The sequence below is a fragment of the Mesorhizobium sp. M0772 genome, from assembly GCF_040320135.1.
GTDB lineage: Bacteria > Pseudomonadota > Alphaproteobacteria > Rhizobiales > Rhizobiaceae > Mesorhizobium.
Genome location: NZ_JAMYPB010000050.1, coordinates 1 through 25,903 on the forward strand (window position 1 = coordinate 1; position 25,903 = coordinate 25,903).

Consider the following 25,903-nt stretch of genomic DNA (forward strand, 5'->3'; position numbering starts at 1 on the left):
TTTTTTAAACCCCACCCCCACCGGTAGACCCCCGCGCGGGGCCCCGCCTTTGGGGGGCGCGGCGCCCCCAACCCGCGGCGTGGCGTTTGGGGCGCCCCACGGCGATGCCTTGGGAGGCGAAGGCTTCGTTGAGTTCGATGACATCGAATTGGTGCGGTGTCAGGCCGAGGCGAGCGCAGAGCTTTTGTGTCGCCGGAGCAGGGCCGATGCCCATGATGCGCGGCGCCACGCCGGCGGCAGCGCCGCCGAGGATGCGGGCGATCGGCGTCAGGCCGTGTTTTTTCACAGCCGCTTCGGAGGCGATGATCAGCGCCGCCGCGCCATCGTTGACGCCCGATGCGTTGCCGGCGGTGACCGTGCCGTCTTGCCGGAACGGCGTCGGCAATTTGGCCAGCGACTCGACCGTGGTGCCGGCGCGGGGATGCTCATCCTTCGATACGATAGTCGCATCGCCCTTTTTCTGCGGGACCGTCACCGGGGTAATCTCCTTCGCCAGCCGGCCATTGGCCTGTGCCGCGACGGCCTTGTCCTGGCTGCGCACGGCAAAGGCGTCCTGGTCGGCGCGCGACACTGAAAAATCCTCGGCGACGTTCTCGCCGGTCTCCGGCATGGAATCGACGCCATATTGTTTCTTCATCAGCGGGTTGATGAAACGCCAGCCGATGGTGGTGTCATGGATCTCGGCATGGCGTGAAAAGGCGGTCTCGGCCTTGGGCATGACGAAGGGCGCGCGGCTCATCGATTCGACGCCGCCGGCGATCATCAACTCGGCTTCGCCCGCCTTGATGGCGCGGGCGGCAATGGTGAGCGCGTCCATGCCGGACCCGCAGAGGCGATTGACGGTCGAGCCTGAAATTTCCTTCGGCAGTCCGGCCAGGAGCAGCGACATGCGGGCTACATTGCGGTTGTCCTCGCCGGCCTGATTGGCGCAGCCATAGACGACGTCGTCGACAGCCTGCCAGTCGATGCCGGCATTGCGCTCGACCAGCGCCTTCAGCGGGATGGCGCCAAGATCGTCGGCCCGCACCGACGACAGCGAGCCGCCGAAACGGCCGATCGGGGTGCGGATGTAATCGCAGATGAATGCCTCGGTCATGTCATGCGGCCTTTTCTTTTCCGCTTCCCTCATGCGCCGCCTTGGTGCGGGCCTGCAGGTCACGCAATGTCGTCAGCTCGAGTTCCGTCGGCGCCGGCGTTTCGTCAAGCGCCTCGGCGAACTTTACGATCCAGCCGCAGCTGTCCTGCACCTGCTGCCGCGTCACGCCGGGATGCAGCGACACCACGGTGAATTCCTTGCTCATCGGGTCGGGCTTCCAGATGGCGAGGTCGGTGATCAGCAGCGTCGGTCCAGCGGTCTCGATGCCGAGGCGCTGGCGATGGTCGCCGCCATTGCCATGGCCGAAGGAGGTGAAGAAGTCGATCTTCTCGACCATGCCGCGCTTGGACTGCGCCATGGTGATGTAGATCTCCTTCGACGAGGTGGCGATCTCCGGCGCGCCGCCGCCGCCGGGCAGGCGGGTCTTGGGATGCGCATAGTCGCCGATGATGGTGGTGTTGATGTTGCCGAACTTGTCGAGCTGGGCGGCACCGAGGAAACCGATCGAAATGCGACCGCCCTGCAGCCAGTAGCGAAACATCTCCGGCACCGAGACGGTCGTGACGGCGGTGTCGCAAAGTTCGCCGTCACCGATCGACAGCGGCAAAACATCGGGCGCGGTGCCGATGGTGCCGCTTTCATAGATCAGCGTGATGTCGGGCGCATGCGTCAGTCGCGCGACGTTGCAGGCGGCCGACGGCGCGCCAATGCCGACGAAGCAGACATCGTCGTTTTTCAGGGCTCGGCTGGCGGCAATCGTCATCATCTCATTGGGAGTAAAGCCGCTCATGCCGCGCTCCTCAGATGCTTTACGCGGCCGGCGAAATCGTCCGCCGTGCGCTCAAGGACATTGGCCTGCATCCAGGTCTGGAATTTTTCACGGTCGGCGGCGATGTCGTCCCATTCGAGATAGGCGGCGTTGTCCCTGGCATAGTAGCCGTGCGTGTAGGAGGGATGCGAACCGCCTGATACCACCGAGATCGCAGCGATGGTCCAGCGCGGCAGCACGGTGAGGTTGGGATGCAGGTCGTCGAAATTGTCGACGACTTCCTCTACCGTCACCACGGCGCGCTTGGCCGCGAGCACCGCTTCCTTCTGGATGCCGATAATGCCTTCGACCAGCACATTGCCTTTTTTGTCGGCCTTCTGAGCGTGGATGAAGGTCACGTCCGGTCGGATGGAAGGAACGGCGGCAAGCACCTCGCCGGTGAACGGGCAGGTGACCGAGCGGATGTTGGGATTGACTGCCGCCAGCCCGGCGCCGCGATAGCCGCGGAACACCGCGCAAGGCAGGCCGGCAGCTCCCGCCTCGTAGGCGTTGGCCATGCCGGCATGGCTGTGCTCCTCGATCTCGATCGACCGGGGGAAGCCGTTCTCGATGGCGTCGCGGGCGCGGCGCAGCAGGCCGACGCCGGGATTGCCGACATAGGAGAAGATGATCTTCTTGGCCATGCCCATGCCGATCATCTGGTCGTAGATCAGGTCGGGGGTCATGCGGATGAGCGTCAGGTCGCGAAAGCCCTGGCGGATGGCCTCATGCGCCGCCGCCGTCGGGATCAGATGCGTGAAGCCTTCGAAGGCGACCGTATCGCCATCATGCAGGTTCTCAGCCACGGCCTGTTTGAGCGGCAGGAAATTGACCATCGCCAAGAACTCCGAAGTTCAAAAAGTTCGTATTGCGAACATTTGTTTTGTATGAGATATTTTTACATCGCGCCGCCGAGACGAGTCAAGGCGGCGCATTGTCTTGCGGAGGCCGCATGGAGGACGAGGCAACGACACGCGACCATGTCGGCTCGCTGGAGCGCGGCCTTGCAGTCATGGAGATACTGGCCCGGCATCCGGCCGGGATGACGCTGACCGAAATGGCGGAGGAGGCGGGGCTGACCCGCGCCGGCGCGCGTCGCTTCCTGCTGACGCTAACCGCGACCGGCTATGCCACGCAATCCGGCCGGCAGTTTTCGCTATCGCCGCGCCTGCTCACCATCGTGCGCTCCTGGCTCGGCGGCGCCTCGCTGTGGACATTCGCCGCACCCATCATGCGCGACGTGGCCGCCCAGTTCGACGAGGCCTGTAACGCGGCGGTGCTGTCGGGCGAGGAAGTCGTCTATGTCGCGCGCATTCCTGGCCGCCGCATCCTCAGCGTTTCGCTCGATGTCGGCACCAGGCTGCCGGCGCATTGCACCTCGATGGGGCGCGTCCTGCTTGCGGGGCTGGGCGCGGATGAGCTGAAGGCCTTGCTTGCAGAGGCGAGGATCGAACGGCGCACGCCGAAGACGATCACCAGCCGCGCCGCGCTGGCCAAGGCCATCGACGCGGCGAGGGCGGATGGCTTTGCCGTCGTCGATGAAGAGCTGGAACTTGGCCTGCGCTCGATAGCGGTGCCGATCTATGACCGCGCCGGCAAGACCGTGGCGGCGATCAACGTCTCGACGCAGTCGGCGCGGTTCTCCGTCGAGGCGATGGAGCGGGATATCCTGCCAGCGCTGCGGACGGCCAAGCAACGGATTGAGGAATTTTTCTTCGTGTGAGCGCAAGGCTAATCGCCTGAGGGAAGCGCTGCCCCCGCTCTGTCTCGGAGACGCGACGCCCTGCGCGGTTAGCGTCGCCATGCGAACAAACGATGCCCGGGGCACCTGAGCACAACGCATATGCGTGAATCCAAATATATCGTTGACGCCGCCCTTCAACTCCAATATCGAACAGGACTATACAGGTTTACTGAACAGGTACCCATATGAAGCGGCGCGCGGTTCAACTTTCTCCCGGCACGGGCAAGCCCGAGCAGATCGCCACCGTTCTCGAACATGAGATCCGCTCCGGCGTGCTTGGCTTCGGCGACCGCCTGCAAAGCGAGAACGAACTCGTCCAGCGCTTTTCCGTCAGCCGCAACACGGTCCGCAAGGGCCTCGAGGAGTTGTCCAGCCGTGGGCTGATCACGACCAAGGTCGGCATCGGCTCCTTCGTCACTTTCGACGGCAAGCCGGTCGATGACAGCATTGGCTGGTCGCGGGCGCTGGCCAATGCCGGCGCCAATGCCGAGACGCGGACGCTGCGGCTTGAAGTGATCGAGGATGCCGATCTTGCCGCGCTGCTTGGCATCGAAAGCCCGTTCTTCATCGCCGTCGACCGGGTGCGCACCAATGCCAGCGACGGCCATGCGATCTCCATCGAACGCAGCCGCCTGCCGCTGTCGCCCGAACTGGAGGACGTGCCGCTGCGCGGTCTGCGCGAAGGCTCGCTGCACCAGACGCTGCGCGGCGCCGGCCTCATCCCAGACCATGGCGAGGAATGGGTCGGCATCGAGATGCTGAATGCCGAAGACGCCGCCATTCTCGGCTGCCCGCAAGGCACGCCGTTCCTGCGCGGACGCCGGCTGACGCGTGCGGCTGACGACCGGCCGATCGAATATGTAACCAGCCTGCTCAACCCGGCGCATTTCGCGCTGCATATGAGGTTTTGAGCGATGCCGGACAGAACCAACGACACGCTCGATCGCGCCATGGGCGCGCTTGTCGGTGGGGCGCTCGGTGATGCGCTGGGCATGCCGACGCAGCTTCTGTCGCCGGCGCGGATCGCCGAGCTATACGGCCATGTCGAGGATTTCGTGGCGCCGTTTGCCGATCATCCGGTGTCGAAGGGGCTCGTTGCCGGCACCATCACCGACGATACCGAACAGGCGCTGCTGCTTGGTCGCATTCTCGTCGAGTCCGGCGACCGCTTCGATCATGCGCGCTGGGTGAACGCACTGCTCGACTGGGAGCGCGAGGTCAAGGCGCGCGGCAGCTATGACCTGCTGGGACCATCGACCAAGCGCGCCATCGACGCCATCAATGACGGCGTGCCGGCGGAAGAGGCGGGAAGCCGGGGCGACACCAATGGCGCGGCCATGCGCATCGCGCCGGTCGGCATCATGATGCCGCTGGAACCGCTCGACGCTTTTATCGCCAAGGTGGCGGAGACCTGCCGCGCGACGCACAACACCTCGATCGCCATTGCCACGGCTGCCGCCGTCGCCGCCGCCGTCAGCCGTGGCGTCGCCGGCGGCGACTGGCGTGCCGCTTCCGACAGCGCGGTAGCAGCCGCGCGGCGAGGCGCCAGGCTCGGACATTGGGTGACTGGTGGCGATATCGCCGCGCGTATCGCCTGGGCGCAGGAGCTCGTGCGCGGCAAGACCACGCGGGATGCGATCGGGCTCATCACCGATCTCGTCGGCACCGGTGTGGCCAGCCAGGAGTCCGTGCCGGCAGCTTTCGCCGTGCTTGAAGTCGCGCAGGGCGATCCCTGGCAAGCGGCAATCATCAGCGCCAATCTCGGCGGCGACACCGACACGATCGGCGCGATTGCCTCAGGCATGGCCGGCGCCTGCGTCGGCTTTTCGCAACTGCCGCAACAACACATTGCCGGGCTCGTCGGCATGGATATGGGGGAGGTGCGCTCGCTTGCCGAAGAGCTCGTCGCGGCGCGCACGGCAAAGGCCAGCAAGGATGCCGCGGCATGAGTGGGCGTCTGGTCCATATCGGCAGCGCCGTCGTCGACTATGTCTACCGCATCGACGCCTTGCCGGCGCCGGGCTGCGAGAAGACCGCGTCGAGCTTTGCGCAGGTCGCCGGCGGCGGCTTCAACATGATGGTCGCGGCCAGCCGCACCGGCATGACGGTGGTGTTCGGCGGCCAGCTCGGCAGCGGACCGAATGGCGATTTTTTGCGCACCGCGTTTGCGGCCGAAGGCATCATAACGCTGACGTCGCCATCGCCGGTCATGGACAGCGGCAATTGCGTCGCCATGATCTCCGGCGATGCCGAGCGCACCTTCGTGTCGTGGCCCGGTGCGGAGAGCATTCTCAGCCTCGAGATGATGAGGCCCGTGGTGGTCACGTCTGATGATTGGGTGTTCACGTCAGGCTACACGCTGAGCTATCTCGGAAGCCACAACGCGCTGACCGACTGGATCGAGGCGCTGCCAGAAAACATTCCCTTCGTTTTCGATCCAACGCCGGTCATCGCGGATATCCCACGTCCCATCCTGTCGCGGGTACTTGCCCGTACGACATGGCTGAGCTGCAACATGACGGAAGCGGTCGAGATCGCTGGGCAAGGCGATGTCGAGGCACTCGCCGCCCGGCTGCTCGCCGACCACTGCCCAAAGGCCGAAGGCGTCGTTATCCGCGCCGGCGCCAAGGGCTGTTTCGTGAGGTTGGTCAATGGCGAGACGCAGACCATTGCCGGCTTCAAGGTCGATGCCATCGACACCAATGGCGCCGGCGACACCCATATCGGCGGTTTCGTCAGTGCACTCTCGCGCGGCGTGCATCCCTTCGAGGCGGCGCGCTATGCCAATGCGGCGGCAGCACTTTCCGTCACCCGCCATGGCGGCTCATCGGCGCCGACCGACAGCGAGATCCAGACTTTCCTGAGCCAGGCCGCCACGGGCGAGCCGGGCTAGAACCAGAAGGCCCATCAGACAGCCTGACCCGCCAAGCGGGCAAACAAGAGAGGAACGAACATGCGCATGCCAAGACTGACTGCCCTGCTGACGGCGACCGCCGTCATCACCTCCGCGCTCACGCTGGCCGCCAGTGCCGCCGAAGTGCATGTGCTCAACTGGAAGGGCTACGGCGCCGACGAGCCGTGGGCGATCGAAGCCTTCGAAAAGGCGACCGGCAACAAGGTCGTCAACGACTTCTTCAATTCCGAACAGGAAATGCTGACCAAGATCCGCACCAATCCGGGCCTCTATGACGTGGTCATGATCAACGCCGCCTTCAACGATCAGGCGATGGCGGAAAAGCTGATCCAGCCGATCGATGTCTCGAAGGTGCCGAACTATGCCGACATCAGCAAGGACAAGGCGCAATCGCCGATGCTCGACCATGACGGCAAGGTCTATGGCGTGCCGTGGGTGTGGGGCCTGACGGCGCTGGCAATCAACGAAAAGTCCTTCGACAAGCCACCGACCTCGATCGCCGAAATGTGGGACCCAGCGCATAAGGGCCGGGTCGTCATTCGCGACGACGCTGTCGAAGCGGTGCAGTTCGGCGCCATCGCCACCGGTCAGAATATCAACGACATCAAGGATATGGAAGCGGTCAAGGCGAAGCTGACCTCGCTGATGCCGCAGATCAAGACGTTCTGGAGCTCGGAGAACGACTGGAACCAGATGGTCGCCTCCAACCAGATCGACATCGGCACCTATTGGAGCGGCTCGGCCGACCGTGCCAAGACGCATTTCAAGCTGCCGGTCTCGCTGGTCGTTCCGCAGGAAGGCGCCGTCGCCTGGCTCGACGCGTTCTCTATTCCCGTGGGCTCGAAGAATGTCGAGGGTGCGCAGGCCTTCATCAACTGGATGATCGATCCGAAATTCTATGTCGAATGGGTCACCAAGGTCGGCGCGCCGGTGTCGGCCAACACCAAGGCGGTGGAAGCGCTGCCTGAAGACTCCTTCAACCGCAAGGTGATGGGCGATCCCGAGGTGGCCAAGCGCATCCAGTTCCAGGCGCCGATCACCGACGCGCAGCGCGAGGCCTATCTGGCGCTGTGGCAGCAGCTCAAAGTCGACGTGAAGTAACGCTCACGTCCGGACCAGCCGGCGGTTGGCGCCGGCTGGCCCTTCAATCCTGGGGAGGAGGGTATCATGGCAGTACAGGGTGCGGTCGCGTCGCGCAGCGGGCTGAGATCGGCCCTGCCGCTGCTGGCGCCGGCCTATCTCTGGCTGACGGTGGCGATCTTCCTGCCGCTCTCGGCCATGGTATTCTTCTCCTTCATGACCGACCTGCCGCTGTCGGGAAAGCCATGGGCGTTCACCCTTGGCAATTACGCCGCCTTCTTCTCGCAGAGCCTGTACCTGACGCTGCTGCTCGCTTCGCTGCGGCTCGGCCTCGAAGTGACTTTGTGGTGCGTCGTCATCGGCTACCCCGCCGCCTATGTGCTGGCCAAGGTGCTGAAGGGGCGCAGCCGCGAGGCGATCTTCCTGCTGGTCATCCTGCCGTTCTGGTCGAACGGGCTGGTGCGCATCTTCTCCTGGGCGATGGTGCTGCGCGAGGGCGGCATCCTCGACACGGCGCTCAACGCCGTGCTGCCGTTCAAGATCAACATCGACCTGATGTATTCCTATCCCGCAATCATCATCGGCCTGGTGCACTCCTACGTGCCCTATATGGTGCTGACCTGCTATCTCACGCTGCAGGCAATCGACGACTCGCTGATCGAGGCCGGGCGCTCGCTCGGCGCCTCGCGGCTGCAGGTGCTGAAGCGGGTGATCATCCCGCTGTCTATGCCCGGCCTGGTGGCAGGTGCGGCACTGATCTTCGTGCCGGTCGTCGGCTCGTTCATGGAGCCGCGCATCCTCGGCGGCCGCACCGGCACGTTCTACGGCACGGTGATCGAGGACCAGTTCGTCGCCGTCTTCAACTGGCCGCTGGGGGCGGCGCTTTCCTTCATCCTGCTGGCGGTGGTGCTGGTGATCCTGGCGGTTGCCTCGCCGGTGCTGCGGAGGGCTGCTTGATGATGACGACCCGCATCCTCGAAGGACTAGGCCGCTTCTACATCGGACTGCTGCTCGCCTTCCTCTATCTGCCGATCATCATCATGGCGCTGATGTCGTTCAACGTCTCGCCCTTCTACCAATTGCCGTTCGAATGGACGACGGAATGGTATGCCTCGCTCTGGCAGAACGACCAGCTGATCGCGGCCACCTGGAACAGCCTCAAGATCGCGGTCATCACCACGCTCATCTCAGTGGTGCTTGGCTCGGCCGCTTCGCTGGCGCTGTTCCGCTATGATTTCCGCGGCAAGAAAGTGCTGCAGGCGCTGCTGTTTCCGCCAATCGCCATTCCGTGGCTGATCACCGGCACGGCGATGCTGATCTTCTTCTTCGGCGTCGGCATTGGCCGCGGCCTGTTCGCCATCCTGCTCGGCCATGTGGCGCTAGCGCTGCCCTATGTCATCGTCGTCGTCTCGGCCCGGCTGCAGACTTTTGCACCGGAGCTGGAAGAGGCGGCGCGCTCGCTCGGCGCCAACCAGTGGCAAGTGACGAGGCGTGTGACGCTGCCGTGGATCATGCCCGGCGTCATTGCCGGCGGCTTGTTCGCATTTGCCGTGTCGTTCGACCAGTTCGTCGTCTCCTACTTCCTGGCGACGCCGGGCCAGACGACGCTGCCGGTCGAAATCTACGCCGCGATCCGCAAGGGTTTCACGCCCGAGATCAACGCGGTCTCGACCATCATCATCGTCGTGTCGATGGCGCTAATGCTGCTCACGGCGCGCTTCTTCAAATTCGGCGGAGAGAAATAATGGCCGGCGTGCAGGTATCGAACGTCTCCCGCAGTTTTGGCGCGCACAAGGCGCTGGACGACGTCTCCATCGATTTCGCCGATGGCGGTTTCTATGGGCTGCTTGGCCCCTCGGGCAGCGGCAAGACCACGCTGCTGCGCCAGATCGCCGGCTTCGACTTTCCCGATACTGGCCGCATCACCATTGGCGGTGAGAGTGTGGAACGCGTGCCGGTCGAAAAGCGACGCATCGGCATGGTGTTCCAGAACTATGCGCTGTTTCCCAATATGAGCGTCGCCGATAATGTCGCCTTCGGCCTGTCGGTGCGCGGCGAAACGAAAGCGACGATCGCCACCGAAGTGCAGCGCGCGCTCGATCTGGTTCAGCTCGGCAAGCTCGGCGAGCGCCGGCCGCACCAGCTCTCCGGCGGCCAACGCCAGCGTGTGGCGCTGGCGCGCGCCATCGTCACCAAGCCGCGCGTGCTGTTGCTCGACGAGCCGCTCGGCGCGCTCGACAAGGCGCTGCGCGTCGACATGCAGATCGAGCTGAAGCGCATCCAGCGCGAGATCGGCATCACCACCATCTTCGTCACCCACGACCAGGAAGAGGCGCTGACGATGAGCGACCGCATCGGCATATTGCGGGACGGCAGGCTCGTGCAGGAAGGGCCGCCGGAGGAAATCTACGACCGGCCGAAGAGCGAATTCGCCGCCACCTTCCTCGGTGACGCCAATATCCTTCGCGGCGATGCGACCGGCAACGGCATCCGGCTGCCTGATGGCACGGCGATTGCCGCCGGGGTGGGTGGTCGGCTTGCCGCCGGCACAAAGGCCAGCTGCGCCGTGCGACCCGAACGCATTCGTATCGCCACCGACGCCGGGGCATCGAGCGGCAATGCCAACACGCTGAAGGGGCAAGTCTCCAAGCGCATCTTCGCCGGCAACAACAGCACCTATTTCGTCGAGCGCGCCGGCCAGACGTTGAAAGTCATCGTCCAGAATACCGGCAGTGACCGGCTGGCCGAGGGCCAGAATGTAATGCTCAGCTGGTCGCCGGAAAGCACTGTGCTGATTGCCGCTAACTAGTTCGCACCGTCACCCCGGCATCGTTCTGATGGGAATTGATGGAGCGGACCTTGGCTGATCGACGGGCCATGGCGTTATATCCGTCCTCCAGGGAGGAATGGATGGCAGGCCAGGGTTTCGAGCCGGATGTGAGGGTTCGCACTAGCGGATACCGGATCGGTTGCATCGGCGCCGGCATGATCATGGCCGAATGCCATCTTGCCGCCTATGCGCAGGCCGGTTTCCCAGTCGTCGCCATCGCTTCGCGCACCAAGGCCAGCGCCGAGAAGGTAGCTGCACGCTGGAGCATTCCGACCATCCACGACACGCCGGAACAACTGATCGAGAATCCCGAGATCGAGATCGTCGACCTTGCCTTTCCACCCGACCAGCAGCCGGCATTGATCCGCCATGCGCTGAAGCAGCCTCACATCAAGGCGATCCTGGCGCAGAAGCCGCTGGCGCTGTCGGTCGATGAAGCCGTGAAACTGCGCGACGAAGCCGCAAAGTCCGGCAAGATCCTCTCGGTCAACCAGAACATGCGCTACGACCAGTCGATGCGCGTCCTGAAGCAGATCATCGACAGCGGCGCGCTGGGCGACATCGTCTTCGCGCAGATCGACATGCATGCGATCCCGCACTGGCAGACCTTCCTTCAGGACTACGACCGGCTGACGCTCGCCAATATGAGCGTGCATCATCTCGACGTGCTGCGCTTCCTGTTCGGCGATCCCTCGGAAATCACCACGCTGACACGCAAGGACCCGCGCACGACATTCGAACATACCGACGGCATCACCATCTCGACGCTGCGCTTTCCCTCCGGCGTGCTCGCCGTGTCGCTGGAGGATGTCTGGTCCGGCCCACGTCAGGAGGGCTATCTGGACGACCAGCACATCAACTGGCGCGTCGACGGCACCAACGGTGTCGCCAAAGGCACGATCGGCTGGCCGAAAGGCGTGGCCTCGACGCTGACCTATGCCTCGACCGAGACGACGGATGGCAAGTGGGTCAGCCCGAGCTGGGACACGATGTGGTTCCCGCATGCCTTCATCGGCGTCATGGAGCAACTGCAGCACGCCTTGAAGACCGGCACGCCGCCGGCATTATCGGTGGCCGACAACGTCAAGACGATGGCGCTGGTCGAGGCGGGCTATCGCTCGATGGCGCAAGGCCGCACCGTCAAACTGTCCGAGATATCGATCGACTGAACATGCCCGCCGAATAGTGTGGCGGCTGAATCGCTTACCGGGAGGAGTCACATCATGATGCAAGCAGGTATATTCACCGGCTATTTCCCCTACGAGCTCGCGGAGGCCGCCCGCCGCATCCGCGCACTCGGCTTCAACACAGTGCAGCTCGACATGCATTTCAGGGATGTCGATCTCACGGCCGGGCAGATCACCGGGGACAAGGCGAGGACAGTGCGCGACACGTTTCGCGACCACAATCTGCCGGTCTGCTGCATCTCGGGCTACACCAACATCATTCATCCCGACAAATCCGAGCGCGACAAGCGCGTCGGCTATCTCAAGGAAATCATCCGCAATGCGCGCGCCTTCGGCTCGCCCTACGTGATCTCGGAGACCGGAACCTACAACACCGAATCCGACTGGGTGCATCACCCCAGGAACAAGACCGAGGAAGGCTTCGAGGAATGCCGCAAGGTGATCTCGGACCTTGCCCAGACGGCTTACGACCACGGCGCGGTGTTCCTGCTCGAAACCTATGTCAACAATGTCGTCGGCTCGGTCGAGGAGACGGTCAAAATGTTCGCGCAGGTAGACCATCCGGGCCTGGGCCTGCTGATGGATCCGACCAATTATTTCGAGGCACACAATATCGACCGCATGGACCAGGTGCTGAACCAGGTATTCGACACGCTGGCCGACAAGATCCGGATCGCCCATGCCAAGGACGTCAAGCGCTCAGGCAGCGACAAGACCGAGAAGCATGCCGATATCGGCGACGCGGACGCGCATGAGGGGCTGACCTTCCGCGGCGTCGGCGAGATCGAGCTGCCGGCGCCCGGGCTGGGATCGCTGAATTACGATCTCTATCTGCAGCGGCTCAGTGAGAAGCACCCGAACATCCCTGTTATCATCGAGCATCTGACCGAGGACGACGTGCCGCGGGCGAAAACATTTCTCGACGGGAAGTTCCGCGCCAACGGGCTTTGAGGTAGGCGAGACGGTGATGGCGACGGCGGCCAAGACAAAGCGCGATTACGGCCTGGTCGGCGAAAGCACCCGCCGGGCGATCGAGACCGGGCTGGCCTCGGCCGAGTGGTATCACACCGACGTGCCGCGCAAGGCAATGAAGGAACTGATGCAGCGCTCCGACGGGCCGGCGATCCGCGATACCATCATCTGGATCGCAGCCATCCTGGGCTCGGCCGCCGGCATCATCTGGTTCTGGGGCACGTGGTGGGTGGTGCCGTTCCTGCTCGTCTATGGCGTGCTCTATGGATCGTCGAGCGACTCGCGCTGGCACGAATGCGGCCATGGCACCGCCTTCCGCACACGCTGGATGAACGATGCGATCTACGAAATCGCCAGCTTCATGGTGGTGCGCAATCCGGTGCAATGGCGCTGGAGTCATGCGCGGCATCACACCGACACGATCATCGTCGGCCGTGACGCCGAGATCGCGGTAATGCGGCCGCCAAATCTGGTCAAGGCGGCGCTTGCCTTCACCGGCATTCTCGATTTCCGTTATTCGCTGCCGATCCTGGCGCGCCAGGCGTTGGGCAAGCTGTCGGACGACGAAAAGAGCTACATTCCTGAGACCGAACAGGGCAAGGCCATCACGGCGGCGCGCTGGCATGTCGCCGTGTACGTTGCGACGATCGCCCTCGCGATCGCGCTGGGTTCATGGCTGCCGCTGGTGCTGATCGGCCTGCCGCGTCTTTATGGCAGCTGGCACATGGTTCTGACCGGCCTGCTCCAGCATATCGGGTTGGCCGACAATGTCGTCGACCACCGGCTGAACACGCGCACCGTCTACATGAACCCGGTCAGCCGCTTCATCTACTGGAACATGAATTACCACGTCGAGCATCACATGTTTCCGATGGTGCCCTACCATGCGCTGCCGAGGCTGCACGAGCTGGTCAAGCACGACCTGCCGGCGGCGAACCCGTCCATGTGGCATGCCTATCGCGAGGTCTGGCCGGTGCTGCTGAAGCAGCTGCGGTACGAGGATTATTTCCTCAAGCGCGAATTGCCGCCGACGGCGCGGCCCTATCGCGGTGAATTTCACGAGCTCGATATGTCGGCGGCGGCCGAGTAGCGAATAAACCACCCGCCTTCTATCCGGCCTGTTACGGGGCCGGTAAGGTGACCGGGAAAAGCAACCAGCCAACAGGGACATCCCGATGAGCCGAAAGAGACCGACCGTCGCCGATCTGCGCGCCATGAAGGGCAAGCGCCAGCTGACCATGCTGCGCGTCCTGACCATGGACGAGGCCGAGGCTGCCGAGCGGGCAGGGGTCGATATCGTCTCGGTGCCGCCCGAGCTGGTGCTCAACCCTGAGTATCGCGATGCGGCGCCCAGCCTGTTCACCATGCCGGGCGAGAATTTTTATGAGATCGGCACGGCGGACGATTTCCTGCGCTGGGCGTTCCGGCTCTACAAGGCCGGCGCCGACGCCGTTTATTGCAGCGCCGGTTTCGCTACCGTGAAGCGGCTCGCCGACGACGCGATCCCCGTCATCGGCCATGTCGGCCTCATTCCGTCCCGCGCCACCTGGACCGGCGGCTTCAAGGCCGTCGGCAAGACCGCCGACACCGCCATGCAGATTTTTGAGGCGGTCAAGCAGTATGAGGCCGTTGGAGCTCTCGGCGCCGAGATCGAAGTGGTGCCGATCGAGGTGGCGAAGGCGATCTCGGAACGGACCTCGCTGATCATGCTGTCGATGGGTGCGGGCACCGGCTGCGACGCGCAATATCTGTTTGCCGACGATATTCTTGGCCAGAACCGGGGCCACATGCCGCGTCATTCCAAGGTCTACCGCAACTTCGCCGCCGAGTACGATCGCCTGCAGGCGGAACGCGTCGCGGCGTTTTCCGAGTACGTTGCCGACGTCGATAGCGGCGCCTATCCGGAAGACAGGCATGTCGTGCGCATGGATCCGGCCGAGCTCAGCCTGTTCATGAAACGGGTGGACGCAAAGGGCTAACTACTCGGCCTCCTTGCCGATCATCGCTGCACCTTGCCATGTTCCGTCGGCGAGCATGGCATGGAGCACCTCGGCATCCGTTCCCAGCGGCCGGTCCTCCCTGAGCATCGCTACATGCGCGCGCACCGCGGTATGGACCGCTGCTGTGCCGGGCGCCAGCTTGAGACCGTCGCGCAGGTCCACGGCCTGTGCGGCGGCCATCAGTTCGAAGGCGATCAGCCGTCGCCACAGCGCGATCATCCCGGCGCATTTCGACACGGCAAGCGGCGTCTGCGTGGCGTGGTCCTCTACGCCTTCGGACACGGCCAGGAAATCCAGCATCACCGGATTGGCCTTGTGGCGGATGCCGGCCAGGATTGCCGTTGCGGTCTTTTGCAGCGGCACGAAACCGGCCGAGGCGCCGCCGACCGGCGACAAATATCTGGGCAGACCGTTGCGGCCGGAGCCGGCGAGCTGGATGAAGCGGGCAACGCTTGCCGCGGCACATTGCGCGATCGCCAGGCCGAGCGTCTCGAAGGCAAGCGCCAGCGATGCGGTGTGGAAATTGCCGGTCGACAGGACCAGCCCGTCATCGCCCAGCACCAGCGGATTGTCGGCGGCGGCATTGAGTTCGATCTCCAGCGCCAGCCGCGCCTGGTCGATCGCCTGGATCAGCGCGCCATGGATCGACGGCATGCAGCGGATCGACAGCGGGTCCTGCAAGGTGGTCGGCGTCGGCTCCTCGTCACGAGCAAGCAGGTCGCGCAGGCCCTTGGCCGCGAGTTGCTGGCAGGCTGCCGGCCGCGCCAGATGCAGGCGCGGATCGAGGATGGTGCGGTTGGCGCCAAACCCTTCCATGGTCAGCGCGCCGGCCTGCTGCTGTTGCGCAAAGGCCGACAGCGCGTCGGCCAGTACCAACGCGCCAGTGCCGGCTGATACCGCCGAGGCGTTGATCAGCGACAGGCCGTCTTTCGGCGCCAGGCTGATCGGAGCCAACCGCGCCATCATCAACGCCTTGGCCGCCGGCATGCGCCGACCCTGATAGTCAGCTTCGCCGTCGCCGGTCAGCAGACGGGCGAGCGCCGCCATCAGCACGAGATCGCCGGCGCCGATCGAGCCCAACTGCGGCATTACCGGATGCACGCCTGCATTGAGCGCATCGACAAGGGCGGTGAAAGCCGCCGGCGAAATGCCGGAGCCGCCGACTGCCAGCATCGCTGCGCGCGCAAGCATGGTCGCCCGCACCGCCTCTTGGGGCAACGGTTCGCCGACAGCGCCGCTTCGCCCTTCCAGCAACTGGCGCTGGAAGGCGCTGGCATCGCCCTCGACCGATGTGCCGAGATTGGCGCCGAGCCCGGTGTTGAGCCCATAGATTTGCTGACCGGACGCGGCGACCTGATCGAGCACTTTTCGCGCTTTGTCGAGCCTCTCGATGACTGTCGGTTCAACCTCGACCTTGCGGCCGCCGCGGGCGACCTGCGCAACGTCCTCGACGCTGACGCCGGCGCCGGTGAGGACGAGCGCGCTCATGCGAAGCGCAGCCTCTGGCCGATGCCTTTATCAGCAGCCTTGGCCAGCATCGCCTTGCCCAGCGCAATGTCGGACAGCGACAGGCCGCGATGCCAGAACAGGATCGTCTCGTCGTCGCTCTGGCGTCCCGGCTTGAGACCGGCAGCGATCTGGCCGAGCTCGGCGTGCAGCGTCGCTTCGCCCAGCCGCCCGGTCTCGACATGGGCGCGCAGCGAGCCGAACTTGCCGCCTTTGCACTGGCCCCAGTCGTCGACGACCATTTTCTGCATGATGTCGGTCAATGACAGCTCCACCGCGCTCATCGTACCATAGGGCACGACCAGCGCACCGGGCTTGATCCATTCGGTCTTGAGCAGCGGCTGCGGCTCCGGCAGCCGCGAGGCCTCGACGACGATGTCGGCGCCCTTGACGCAGCTCTCCCAGTCGGCAACCGCGGTAACTTTCTTGCCGAGATCGGCCGAGAGTTTGGCAGCGAAGCCGTCGCGGCTTTTCGGGCGGCGCGAATGAACGCGGATCTCGTCGAAGTCGAAGAGATGGTCGAGCAGGCGGACATTCCAATAGGCGGTGCCACGTGCGCCGATATGGGCCAGCACCTTGGAGTTCTTGCGCGCCAGATGTTTGGCGCCGATAGCGGTGACGGCGCCGGTGCGCATGTCGGTGATGACGGTGGCGTCGAGAATGGCGCGCGGCGTGCCGGTGCGCGGATCGAACAGGTTTAGAATGCCAAATTCTGAAGGGAGCCCGTGCAGATAATTGTCGACATAGTCGCCGACGATTTTCACGCCCGCCGTATCGAGCGGCGCAACGTAGCCGCGCAGAACGTTGAAATGGCCATGGAAGGAAGGGTCGGGTTCAAGATGGACGCGCGGCTCGATCACCGTCTGGCCATTGCCTTGCGCGATAAGCCCGGCTTCGACAGCGGCAATGATTTCGCCGTCGGTCATCTCCAGGGCTTCGATATCTAGGGCATTGAGGTAGTCGATATAGATAGGCTTCATGCAATGTCCTTGGCCGCCCGCCCATCCATAACAGGCTGCGAGCCGACACGGAAGTTTGTTGGATAAGCTCTGGACGGGGCCAGCCATATGCTGTTCAACGCGGTTCGCTATGACTGCCGTTCCCGACACCGAGGCCTCCGCCGCAACCGCCAGCAATGCGCGGCGCGTGGCGTTGATCGTTGCCATCGCGTTTTTCATGCAGCTGCTGGATTCGACGATCATCTCGACCTCGCTGCCGCAGATGGGACAATCCTTCGGCGTGACGGCGGTGGCGATGAGCATCGGCATCACCGCCTACATGCTGACCATGGCGGTGTTCGTGCCGCTGTCGGGCTGGCTTGCCGACCGCTTCGGCGCGCGCAACATCTTCCTGCTGGCGATTGTGCTGTTCACGCTGGCCTCGCTGGCCTGCGGCTTCTCGCAAAATCTGCCTCAGTTCGTTGCCGCCCGTGTCGTGCAAGGCCTGGGCAGCGCGCTGATGACGCCGGTCGGGCGCATTCTGGTGCTGCGCAATGCGTCGAAGTCGGAGCTGCTCAACGCCACGGCGCTGATCACCTGGCCGGCGTTGTTTGCGCCCGTGGTCGGGCCGGTGCTTGGCGGCTTCATCACAACCTATCTCTCCTGGCACTGGAATTTCTTCATCAACATCCCGCTTGGGCTGGTCGGGCTGGCGCTGGTCGCGCGCTTCATTCCGGGCGACCGCGCGGCCGATCCCAAGCCGCTGGATTGGCCGGGGTTTTTCCTCACGTCGCTGGGGCTCGCGCTGCTGCTCTACGGCCTTGAGCGCATCGCACATCCGGAAGACGGCGCTTTGCCCGCCGTGCTGCTGATTGCCGCCGGCATCGTCATCGGCTGGCTGGCGGTGCGGCATCTCCGGCGCGCGCCGCATCCGCTGCTCGATCTCAGCGCGTTCAGGGTGCAGACCTTCGCCATCTCGACGCTTGCCGCCGGCACCATTTTTCGCGTGGCGATCAACGCCACGCCGTTCCTTTTGCCGCTGCTGTTTCAGGTCGGCTTTGGCCTTTCGCCGGTCGATGCCGGCTTGATGATCCTGGCCTATTTCCTCGGCAATCTCGGCATGAAGACGGTGACGACGCCGACGCTGCGGCGCTTTGGTTTTCGCACGGTCATGGTCGTCAACGGCCTGATCGCCTCGGCCTCGATCATGGCCTGCGCGGCGATCTCGCCCGAAACGCCGCAGGCGCTGGTAGTGATGCTGATGCTGATCGCCGGCCTGACGCGTTCGATGCAGTTCACGGCGCTGAATACTCTGGCCTTCGCCGACATCGATGCCGCGCAGCGCAGCTCGGCGGCGACTTTGTCGTCCATGCTGCAGCAGATATCGATGCTGTTCGGCGTGGCGGTGGCGGCTGCCATTCTCAACCTGTCGCAGATCGTCAGGGACCGGCCGGCGCTCGACCTCGTCGATTTTCGCATCGCCTTCCTGATCATCGGCGCCATCGGGCTGGTGGCGGCGTTGCGGTTCCTCGTGCTGCCGCCCGGTGCAGGCGCCGAAGTTTCAGGCCACATGACCAGGACCTGAATTCGCGATTTTCGCCGCTCAGGCGGCAATTAATTCCGCCTCGTGCTTTCGCCTCAGAACGGCACCTTCGCGCATACGCGCAATGGCGCAACCAAATGCCAAAAGCGCAGCCTTTTCCTAGGATTGCGCCAGTTCTAGCAATCGGTGCGTCCACTGGAAGATTATCACTGCCAACGGGCGTTCCGAGCGCGGATTCATTTGACGAAGCGGCGCCGAGCCGATTAGCTTTCTTCGGAAGGGGTGGCAGAGCTGCCATCGGGGCGAATGCAGACATGAACACGATTGGCTGGCCAAATGTCAGGAGCCTGAATCAGGAAGGCATTGTCTTTGCCATCGCCGTGGTGCTGTTCGTCGCCGCTGCCATTGGGCTGCCTGGTTTCATCGCTGCCAACAATCTCGTTGCCATCGTCCGCTCGGTGTCGGTGCTGGGCATTTTGGCGCTCGGCATGGCGGTCGTCATAATCGGCAGGGGCATCGACCTGTCGGCGGTGGCGATCATGGCGATGTCGGTCGCCTGGTATCTACAATTGCTCAACGCCGGAACGCCTGATGGGCTCGCCTTCGCCTATGTGCTGGCAGGCGTGCTCGCCATCGGCCTGCTCAACGGTTTTCTCGTCGCCTATGCCGACGTGCCGGCGATCTTCGTGACGCTGGCGACCGGCTCCTTCGTCTTCGGCTATGTCCGCTCGCAACTGATCACACAGGATGCGGTGCCGGTGCCTCAGGGCCATTGGGTGGAGTTGCTCGGCGGCCTGCGTTTCCTCGACATTCCGATCGAAGTGTTCGTCTTCGCCGGGCTCGCCTTCCTGTTCTTCCTGTTCCTGCGCTACACCAAATGGGGCCGCTACATCTATTTCGCCGGCGACAATCCGGTCGCCGCGCGCAACATCGGCATTCCGGTGCGGCCAATGCTGGTGCTGCGTTATGTGGTTTCGGCCTTCGTCGCGCTGATCGCCGGCCTGCTGACGGCGTCGAGCCTGCACTCGATCAACACCCGCGTCGTCAACTCGACGCTGCTCTATGACATCGTGCTGGTGGCGGTGATCGGCGGCATCGGCCTTTCCGGCGGGCGGGGCGGGGTGCGCAATGTGCTGGTGGGCGCTGCACTTATCGGCATCCTGTCGAACGCGATGACCATCATCGACATTCCGCTGCTCTATCAAAACCTGATCAAGGCGGCGATCCTGCTCGGAGCCATCATCGTCGACGGCATCATCAATCCGCGTGACGAACAGACCGCGCAGCAGGGCGACATCTAAGGGGTACCCGACCGGGTCATGCCGACCGGCCGGCAATAAGTGAAAAACAGAGGATGTGACATGAAACTGATCAGAACACTGATGGCGGCCGCCACGGCGCTTGCCGCTACCGCCTTCGTCGCGCCGACCTTCGCCGCCGACGATCCGGGCCCGGCCGCATACGCGCAGGCGCTCAAGGGCAAGCGCGTCATGCTGGTGCCGCTGGCGATGGGCTTCGACCTTGCGCAGGGCTGGTCGCACTATCTGAAGACGGAAGTCGAGGCCTGGGGCGGCACCTTCGAAACACGCGATCCGAACTGGGTCGTCGATGCCGGCGCACAGGCGATCACCGACGCGATCTCGTCCGACACAAGGCCGGACGTGCTGATCATCCATGCGCCGGATCTCAACTCCTATTCCAAGCTGATGAAGAAGGCGCAGGCTGCCGGAACCTACGTCATACTGGTCGACAATCCCGCCAACTTCCCGGCCGACGCCTTTGTCGGCAGTGACTGGGACCGGCTCGGCCAACTCGAGGCCGAAGCGGCGATCAAGGGCTGCGGCGAGAATTCGTCGAAGAAGATCGGCCTTGTGCAGGGTGATCAGGCCAACTCGTCCAGTCTCTACCAGTATGCCGGCATCATGAAGGTGCTGGAGAAGCACCCCGACTTCAAAGTCGTGGCCAAGCCCGACTCCAACTGGGATCCGACGACGTCGCGCAACGTGACGACGACAATGCTGCAGCAGAACCCGGACATCTGCTCTATCATCGACTTCTGGGATGGTGACGCCACCGGCGCATCCGCCGCCATCCGCGACGCCAAGCTCGACGGCAAGGTCTTTTTGGTCACCACCGGCGGCGGCGAGAAGGCGGCCGATTGCGACAAATTGCAGGACGGAACTTACGGCGCCGTGGTGATGACCGATCTGGCTCGCCAGTCCGGCGACATGAACGCTATCATCAAGTTCCTGCTGCAGAGCGGCCAGCCGGCCGGCACGTCGCACACCTACATCTACACACTGGAGAAGGCTACGACCAAGGCCGACCTCAAGCCCGACAGCTGCTGGGACCTGAAGGCGCTGCAGGCCGAAGCGGCGGCGAAGTAAGCCGCGCTTTTTCGACTGAAATAAACGAGGTGGCTGGACAATCCGGTCACCTCGTTCCCTCATGGAATAGCAGCCGCCGATGTCCTTTCGCGAACGCCTCCAGTCCTGGCGCTACAATCTCGTGCCCGACCATCTGGTCGGCGAAATCCTGACAAAACGCTGGACCGACAACGCCATTCCGTTCCTGGCGCTGGTGGCGACGCTCAGCGTGTTCGGCTCGATCATTCCCGGCTTCTTCAAGCTGACCTCGCTACAGGAATCGACCCGCCAGCTCGGCGAGTTCTCGATGGTGGTCACCGGCATGACGGTGGTGATGCTGGGCGGCGGCATCGATCTGTCCGTCGGTTCGATCTTCGCGCTGTCCTGCTTCTCCGCCGTCTATGTCTTCTTCATCCTCGAACAGTCTATCTGGCTGGCGCTGGCGGCATCGCTTGCCACCGGGCTCATCTTCGGCGCCGTCAACGGCTACCTCGTCGGCTATCTCAGGCTGCGCGCCTTTCTGACTACGCTGGTCACCTTCATTTTTGGCCGGGCGCTGTTCGATATTCTCGTCACCACCTATGCCGCAGACGTGCAGCTTTCCCAGGCGACATCCGATGTGCTCGACTTCATCGGCGACAGCACCTTCTGGGGGCTTTCGGTCTCGGTGTGGCTGGCGATCATTCTTGCCATCGTCACCCATATCGCGCTGACGCGCTCACGGCCGGGCTGGCATGTGCTGGCGGTCGGCGGATCCAGGCGCTCGGCGCACAATGCCGGCATTCGCGTGCGCCGCACCGTGTTCATGACCTATGTCTTTTCCGGCTTCTGCGCCTCGATCGGCGGCTTCCTGATCGCATGCCGCCTGAGTGGGGCAGGGCCGGGCACCGGCCTCAACCTTGAGATCATGGCGCTGACGGCGGCGGTGGTCGGCGGCGTCAGCCTGGGTGGTGGCCGCGGCTCGGTCATCAAGGGGCTGATGGGCGCCATCATCGTGCTGACCATGACTAACGGGCTGATCCGGCTGGGCTATGGCACCGGCACCAACCAGATGGTGCTGGGCATCATGCTGGCGGTGGCGGTGACGATCGACATCCGCTGGCTGAAGAACCGCCATAAGGTGCTCAACGAAGTCTATGTCGCGCCGGTCTATCTCAAGATGGGCGAGACACAGTCTGCGGTGCCGGGCTCAGGCACGCCCTACGCGCTCGACAACCGGCTGTCGGCGGCCGACCATATCGGGCTCGGCGAGTTGGAAGGGCCGGAAGACGTCATCCTCGACCGCGACGACCATCTCTATTGCGGCACGCGCCATGGCGAGATCGTCCGCTTTTTCGCACCGGATTACGTTAAGTCGGAGGTGTTTGCCCATATCGGTGGTTTTCCGCTAGGCTTGGCCTTCGACAAATCGGGCAATCTGATCAGCTGCGTCGGCGCCATGGGGCTCTATTCCGTCTCACCGGATCGGGAAGTGAGGCGCTTGTCGGCCGAGACGTCGCGCTCCTGGACCTCGATCGTAGACGATGCGCGGCTGCGCGACCCCAATGATTGCGACATCGCGCCGGACGGGCGCATCTATTTCACTGACTCCACCAAGCGCTATGACGCCCACGATTGGGCGCTTGACTCGATCGAGAACCGCGCCACCGGCCGGCTGCTGGTCTATGACCCGAAGGACGGTTCGACGAAGACACTGCTCGACGGCTACCGCTACACCAACGGTGTGTGCATGGCGCATGACGGCAAGTCGCTGTTCTTCGCTGAGAGCTGGGCCTGCCGCGTGCATCGCTACTGGCTGGAAGGGCCGAAGGCGGGCGCCGCCGAATGCGTCATCCGCGACATGCCGGGCTATCCCGACAACATCAACCGCGCCTCCGACGGCAATTACTGGATGGCATGGCTCGGCATGCGCACGCCGAGCTTCGACCTGTCGCTGCGCCATCCCGATATGCGCAAGCGCATGACGCGCCGGCTGCCGCAGGACGAGTGGCTGTTCCCCAACATCAACACCGGCGGCGTGGTGAAATTCAACGACAAGGGCGGCATTATCGAGGCGATGGGCGACCTCACCGGCGGCGCGCATCCGATGGTCACCTCGATGCGCGAGCACAAGGGTTTCCTGTTCGTCGGCGGCATCCTCAACAACCGCATCGGCCGCTACAAGATTGCGGGCGCGGACCCGACCTGGACCAGCTCCGCTTCTTATTGGGGAACGCAGCCATGATCCTCGATCCCATCTTGGACATGTTTCGCGGCAAGGCCGTCACCATCCCGCCGCTCGACGGCGCCTTCCGGCCCAACACGCGGCTCGATGATGCGCCGGTTTTTGCCGGACTGATCGAACCCGACAATCTGCTGGTTGCCGATGGCCGGCTGCTCGCTTCCAGCGGCAACGCCATCTATTCGCTTGCCGCAGAAGTGGAGCCGAAGGTTGTCGAGACCTTTCCTTCCCCCATCACTGCGCTGGCTCTATCACTGTCGGGAGAACTGACGGTCGGACTTGAGAGCGGCAAGCTGCTGGTCGCCGGCAAGGAGGTTTCGCTGCCGTCTGGCGTCAGCTGCATCACCGCGCTTGCCTATGCCGAGGACGACACGTTGTGGCTGGCCAATGGCTCGGCTGAGCATGCGCCGTCGCTATGGGCCGCCGACCTGATGAAGAAGGGCGCGTCCGGATCGCTTTGGAGGCGGGACGCAGCCGGCGGCGGGTTCCGCAAAGTGGCCGGCGAGATCGCCTTTCCCTATGGGCTCCATCCCACGGGGCGAGATGTGCTGGTCAGCGAAAGCTGGCGTCACCAGCTTGTTCGCTTCGATGGTGCAACCGGTAGCCGCTCGACCGTGCTGACGCATCTGCCCGGCTATCCCGCGCGCCTTGCGCCGGCCGGCGATGGCGGCGCGTGGCTGGCCCTGTTCGCGCCGCGCAACCGGCTGATCGAATTCGTGCTGCAGGAAACGCATTACCGGCGCGACATGATCGACCAAGTGCCGCCGGCCTATTGGATCGCGCCGGCGCTGGCCTCCAACCGCAGCTTCCTCGAACCGCTGCAATGTGGCGGCATCCGCACCATGGGCATCCACAAGCCCTGGTCGCCGAGCCGCTCCTACGGGCTGGTGGTGAAGCTCGACCGGACCATGCAGCCGCAATTCAGCCTGCACAGCCGCGCCGACGGCACGCGCCACGGCATTTGCAGCGTGGCGGAGAAGGACGGACTTCTATTCATCGCCTCCAGGGGTGGCGATTGCGTGCTCGACGCGGGAGGTTTCTGATGGAACCGATCGTGCGCCTGGAAAATGTCACCAAGAACTATCGCGGCGTGCCCGCGGTCAGACAAGTCAGCTTCGAACTGCGCAAGGGCGAAATCCACGCGCTGCTCGGCGAGAATGGCGCCGGAAAATCGACACTGACCAAGATCATTGCCGGCGTCGTCGACGCCACTTCCGGCAAGATGTTCCACAAAGGCCGCGAGATCGCCTACGCCTCGCCGCATGCGGCGCTCGAGGCCGGCATCGCCATGGTGTTCCAGGAGACCAGCCTGGTGCCGTCGATGACAGTGGCGCAGAACCTCTATCTCGGCACCGAAAAGTTTCTCAACCGGCTGCGCGGCACCTACATTTCGGCGCAACAGTTTTTGCAATCGCTGAACTTCCCGGTCGACCCGAACGCCATGGTGGCAACGCTCGGCGCGGCCAAGCGTCAGATGGTCGAGATCGCGCGCGCCGTTCACCACAATGCCGAGATTATCATCTTCGACGAGCCGACGGCGACGCTGACGCCGGAGGAGAAGCGGCACTTTTTCGCACTGATCCGGCGGCTGAAGGCGAACGGCGTCTCGATCGTCTTCATCAGCCATGCATTGGAAGAGGCGCTAATGATCGCCGACCGCATCACAATCCTGCGCGATGGCGAGTTGGTCATAACCGACGACACATCGGCCTTCGATCGCGACAAGATCGTCGCCGCCATGGTAGGGCGCACTTTGTCGGGACAGATCTACCGCCAGCGCGACGAGGCGAAGCTGCGCAAGGCCGGCAAGAAGGTGCTGTCGGTGCAGGACATTTCGATGAGCAATGTCGTGCGCAACACCTCCTTCTCGATCTTTCAGGGACAGATCACCGGCGTGTTCGGGCTGATCGGCTCGGGCCGCACCGAGACCTTCAAGATCGTGTCGGGCATCTACAAGCGCGATTTCCTGCGCGGCGGCGCCATCGAGCTGGACGACCGGCCGGTACGCTATCTCGTGCCGAGCGAAGCGGTCGCCGACGGCATCGTCTACGTCTCCGAGGACCGCAAAAGCGAGGGCATTTTCGAGACGATGGGCATTGCCGAGAATTTGTTCGGCGGGCTCCTGGCGGCGGGCCGCGAAAAGGCCTGGGTGATCAACCAGCAGGAGATGCGCACGCTTTCCGCAGAATGGACGAAGACGCTGAACATCAAGGCGATAAACGACAACGCCCGCGTGGTCGAGCTTTCCGGTGGCAACCAGCAGAAGGTGGTGATCGGCAAGGGGCTGGTGCAGCAGCCGCGCATCGTCATCTTCGACGAGCCGACGCGCGGCGTCGATGTCGGCGCCATCGCCGAGATCCACCAGATCATCAACCGGCTGGCCGATGAGGGGCTGGCCGTGGTGGTGATCTCGTCCTACCTGCCGGAAATCATGAACCTGTCGGATCGGATTCTGGTGTGCCGACAGGGGCGCATCGTCGAGGAGTTCTCGCCGGCGGAGGCGACGGAGGAGAAGATCATGTATGCGGCAGTGCACTAGGTTGCCTGTCGGTGTTTGACGGTGCGCATACGTCACCAATTGGCCAAGGCCTCAGCGCCTTCGTCATGCTCGGGTCTCCGCGACGGCGCTTCGCGCCTGCTTCGCCCCTGAATGACGAAGCTGAGATGCTTCGGCCAATCGCCATGGTTCTGTCAGCAT

Annotated in this window: 22 protein-coding genes and 1 pseudogene; 18 read left to right on the plus strand and 5 right to left on the minus strand. The window is 63.8% G+C overall.

Annotation, left to right across the window (positions count from 1 at the left end):
• Window positions 1-91: 91 nt before the first annotated feature.
• From NKI06_RS25360 to NKI06_RS25370, 3 genes and pseudogenes are all read right to left on the minus strand, one after another.
• A pseudogene (locus NKI06_RS25360) lies at window positions 92-1,096 on the minus strand (thiolase family protein); the annotation flags it as partial.
• A 1-nt stretch (window position 1,097) separates the two neighbouring features.
• Window positions 1,098-1,886: a CoA-transferase subunit beta gene (locus NKI06_RS25365; RefSeq protein ID WP_023685267.1), complete on the minus strand. Its 789-nt coding sequence runs from the start codon at window positions 1,884-1,886 to the stop codon at window positions 1,098-1,100.
• Window positions 1,883-2,740, minus strand: coding sequence for a CoA transferase subunit A (locus NKI06_RS25370; RefSeq protein WP_023685266.1), 858 nt, complete (start codon window positions 2,738-2,740; stop codon window positions 1,883-1,885). Before NKI06_RS25370 ends, NKI06_RS25365 begins: the two co-directional genes overlap by 4 nt.
• Before the next feature lie 116 nt (window positions 2,741-2,856).
• Between NKI06_RS25370 and NKI06_RS25375 the strand changes: the two genes are divergently transcribed.
• From NKI06_RS25375 to NKI06_RS25430, 12 genes are all read left to right on the plus strand, one after another.
• On the plus strand, window positions 2,857-3,627 hold the full coding sequence (locus NKI06_RS25375) for an IclR family transcriptional regulator domain-containing protein (protein WP_023714833.1): 771 nt from the start codon (window positions 2,857-2,859) through the stop codon (window positions 3,625-3,627).
• Window positions 3,628-3,833: 206 nt separating this feature from the next.
• Window positions 3,834-4,559: a GntR family transcriptional regulator gene (locus NKI06_RS25380; RefSeq protein WP_023687928.1), complete on the plus strand. Its 726-nt coding sequence runs from the start codon at window positions 3,834-3,836 to the stop codon at window positions 4,557-4,559.
• A gap of 3 nt (window positions 4,560-4,562) precedes the next feature.
• Entirely contained in the window at window positions 4,563-5,597 is a 1,035-nt protein-coding gene (locus NKI06_RS25385) for an ADP-ribosylglycohydrolase family protein (RefSeq protein WP_352987535.1), read from the plus strand.
• Complete coding sequence (locus tag NKI06_RS25390; protein ID WP_023685262.1) at window positions 5,594-6,541, plus strand: PfkB family carbohydrate kinase; 948 nt, start codon at window positions 5,594-5,596, stop codon at window positions 6,539-6,541. The genes NKI06_RS25385 and NKI06_RS25390 overlap by 4 nt, the downstream gene beginning before the upstream one ends.
• Window positions 6,542-6,601: 60 nt before the next feature.
• A complete protein-coding gene (locus NKI06_RS25395) occupies window positions 6,602-7,663 on the plus strand; it encodes an ABC transporter substrate-binding protein (protein WP_352987536.1) in 1,062 nt (353 codons plus the stop codon).
• Between the two features lie 66 nt (window positions 7,664-7,729).
• A complete protein-coding gene (locus tag NKI06_RS25400) occupies window positions 7,730-8,599 on the plus strand; it encodes an ABC transporter permease (protein WP_023685260.1) in 870 nt (289 codons plus the stop codon).
• On the plus strand, window positions 8,599-9,387 hold the full coding sequence (locus tag NKI06_RS25405; RefSeq protein ID WP_023685259.1) for an ABC transporter permease: 789 nt from the start codon (window positions 8,599-8,601) through the stop codon (window positions 9,385-9,387). The genes NKI06_RS25400 and NKI06_RS25405 overlap by 1 nt, the downstream gene beginning before the upstream one ends.
• Window positions 9,387-10,451: an ABC transporter ATP-binding protein gene (locus tag NKI06_RS25410; protein WP_023714829.1), complete on the plus strand. Its 1,065-nt coding sequence runs from the start codon at window positions 9,387-9,389 to the stop codon at window positions 10,449-10,451. The genes NKI06_RS25405 and NKI06_RS25410 overlap by 1 nt, the downstream gene beginning before the upstream one ends.
• 101 nt (window positions 10,452-10,552) lie before the next feature.
• Window positions 10,553-11,641 carry a Gfo/Idh/MocA family protein gene (locus NKI06_RS25415; protein WP_352629231.1) on the plus strand — a complete coding sequence of 363 codons (1,089 nt, stop codon included), beginning with the start codon at window positions 10,553-10,555 and terminating at the stop codon, window positions 11,639-11,641.
• A 54-nt stretch (window positions 11,642-11,695) separates the two neighbouring features.
• Entirely contained in the window at window positions 11,696-12,610 is a 915-nt protein-coding gene (locus NKI06_RS25420; RefSeq protein WP_023804913.1) for a sugar phosphate isomerase/epimerase family protein, read from the plus strand.
• A gap of 16 nt (window positions 12,611-12,626) precedes the next feature.
• Complete coding sequence (locus NKI06_RS25425) at window positions 12,627-13,721, plus strand: fatty acid desaturase family protein (RefSeq protein WP_352987537.1); 1,095 nt, start codon at window positions 12,627-12,629, stop codon at window positions 13,719-13,721.
• A gap of 85 nt (window positions 13,722-13,806) precedes the next feature.
• Entirely contained in the window at window positions 13,807-14,610 is an 804-nt protein-coding gene (locus tag NKI06_RS25430) for a 3-methyl-2-oxobutanoate hydroxymethyltransferase (protein WP_023682254.1), read from the plus strand.
• On the opposite strand, the gene NKI06_RS25435 is transcribed toward NKI06_RS25430, so the two are convergent.
• Window positions 14,611-16,119 (minus strand): HAL/PAL/TAL family ammonia-lyase, encoded by a 1,509-nt coding sequence (locus NKI06_RS25435; RefSeq protein WP_352987538.1) that lies wholly within the window; start codon window positions 16,117-16,119, stop codon window positions 14,611-14,613.
• Window positions 16,116-17,117, minus strand: coding sequence for an ornithine cyclodeaminase family protein (locus NKI06_RS25440; protein WP_023829197.1), 1,002 nt, complete (start codon window positions 17,115-17,117; stop codon window positions 16,116-16,118). The genes NKI06_RS25435 and NKI06_RS25440 overlap by 4 nt, the downstream gene beginning before the upstream one ends.
• Window positions 17,118-17,226: 109 nt before the next feature.
• On the opposite strand from NKI06_RS25440, the gene NKI06_RS25445 reads away from it, so the two are divergent.
• From NKI06_RS25445 to NKI06_RS25470, 6 genes are all read left to right on the plus strand, one after another.
• Window positions 17,227-18,660, plus strand: a complete 1,434-nt coding sequence (locus tag NKI06_RS25445; protein WP_023714823.1) for a DHA2 family efflux MFS transporter permease subunit — start codon at window positions 17,227-17,229, stop codon at window positions 18,658-18,660.
• A gap of 272 nt (window positions 18,661-18,932) precedes the next feature.
• Complete coding sequence (locus tag NKI06_RS25450; RefSeq protein WP_023668176.1) at window positions 18,933-19,919, plus strand: ABC transporter permease; 987 nt, start codon at window positions 18,933-18,935, stop codon at window positions 19,917-19,919.
• A 60-nt stretch (window positions 19,920-19,979) separates the two neighbouring features.
• Window positions 19,980-21,005 carry a sugar ABC transporter substrate-binding protein gene (locus tag NKI06_RS25455; RefSeq protein ID WP_023668177.1) on the plus strand — a complete coding sequence of 342 codons (1,026 nt, stop codon included), beginning with the start codon at window positions 19,980-19,982 and terminating at the stop codon, window positions 21,003-21,005.
• 79 nt (window positions 21,006-21,084) lie between these two features.
• Window positions 21,085-23,208 carry an ABC transporter permease gene (locus NKI06_RS25460; protein ID WP_023746981.1) on the plus strand — a complete coding sequence of 708 codons (2,124 nt, stop codon included), beginning with the start codon at window positions 21,085-21,087 and terminating at the stop codon, window positions 23,206-23,208.
• Window positions 23,205-24,248: an SMP-30/gluconolactonase/LRE family protein gene (locus NKI06_RS25465; RefSeq protein ID WP_023696217.1), complete on the plus strand. Its 1,044-nt coding sequence runs from the start codon at window positions 23,205-23,207 to the stop codon at window positions 24,246-24,248. Before NKI06_RS25460 ends, NKI06_RS25465 begins: the two co-directional genes overlap by 4 nt.
• On the plus strand, window positions 24,248-25,744 hold the full coding sequence (locus NKI06_RS25470) for a sugar ABC transporter ATP-binding protein (protein ID WP_023736014.1): 1,497 nt from the start codon (window positions 24,248-24,250) through the stop codon (window positions 25,742-25,744). Before NKI06_RS25465 ends, NKI06_RS25470 begins: the two co-directional genes overlap by 1 nt.
• The last annotated feature ends 159 nt before the right edge of the window (window positions 25,745-25,903 follow it).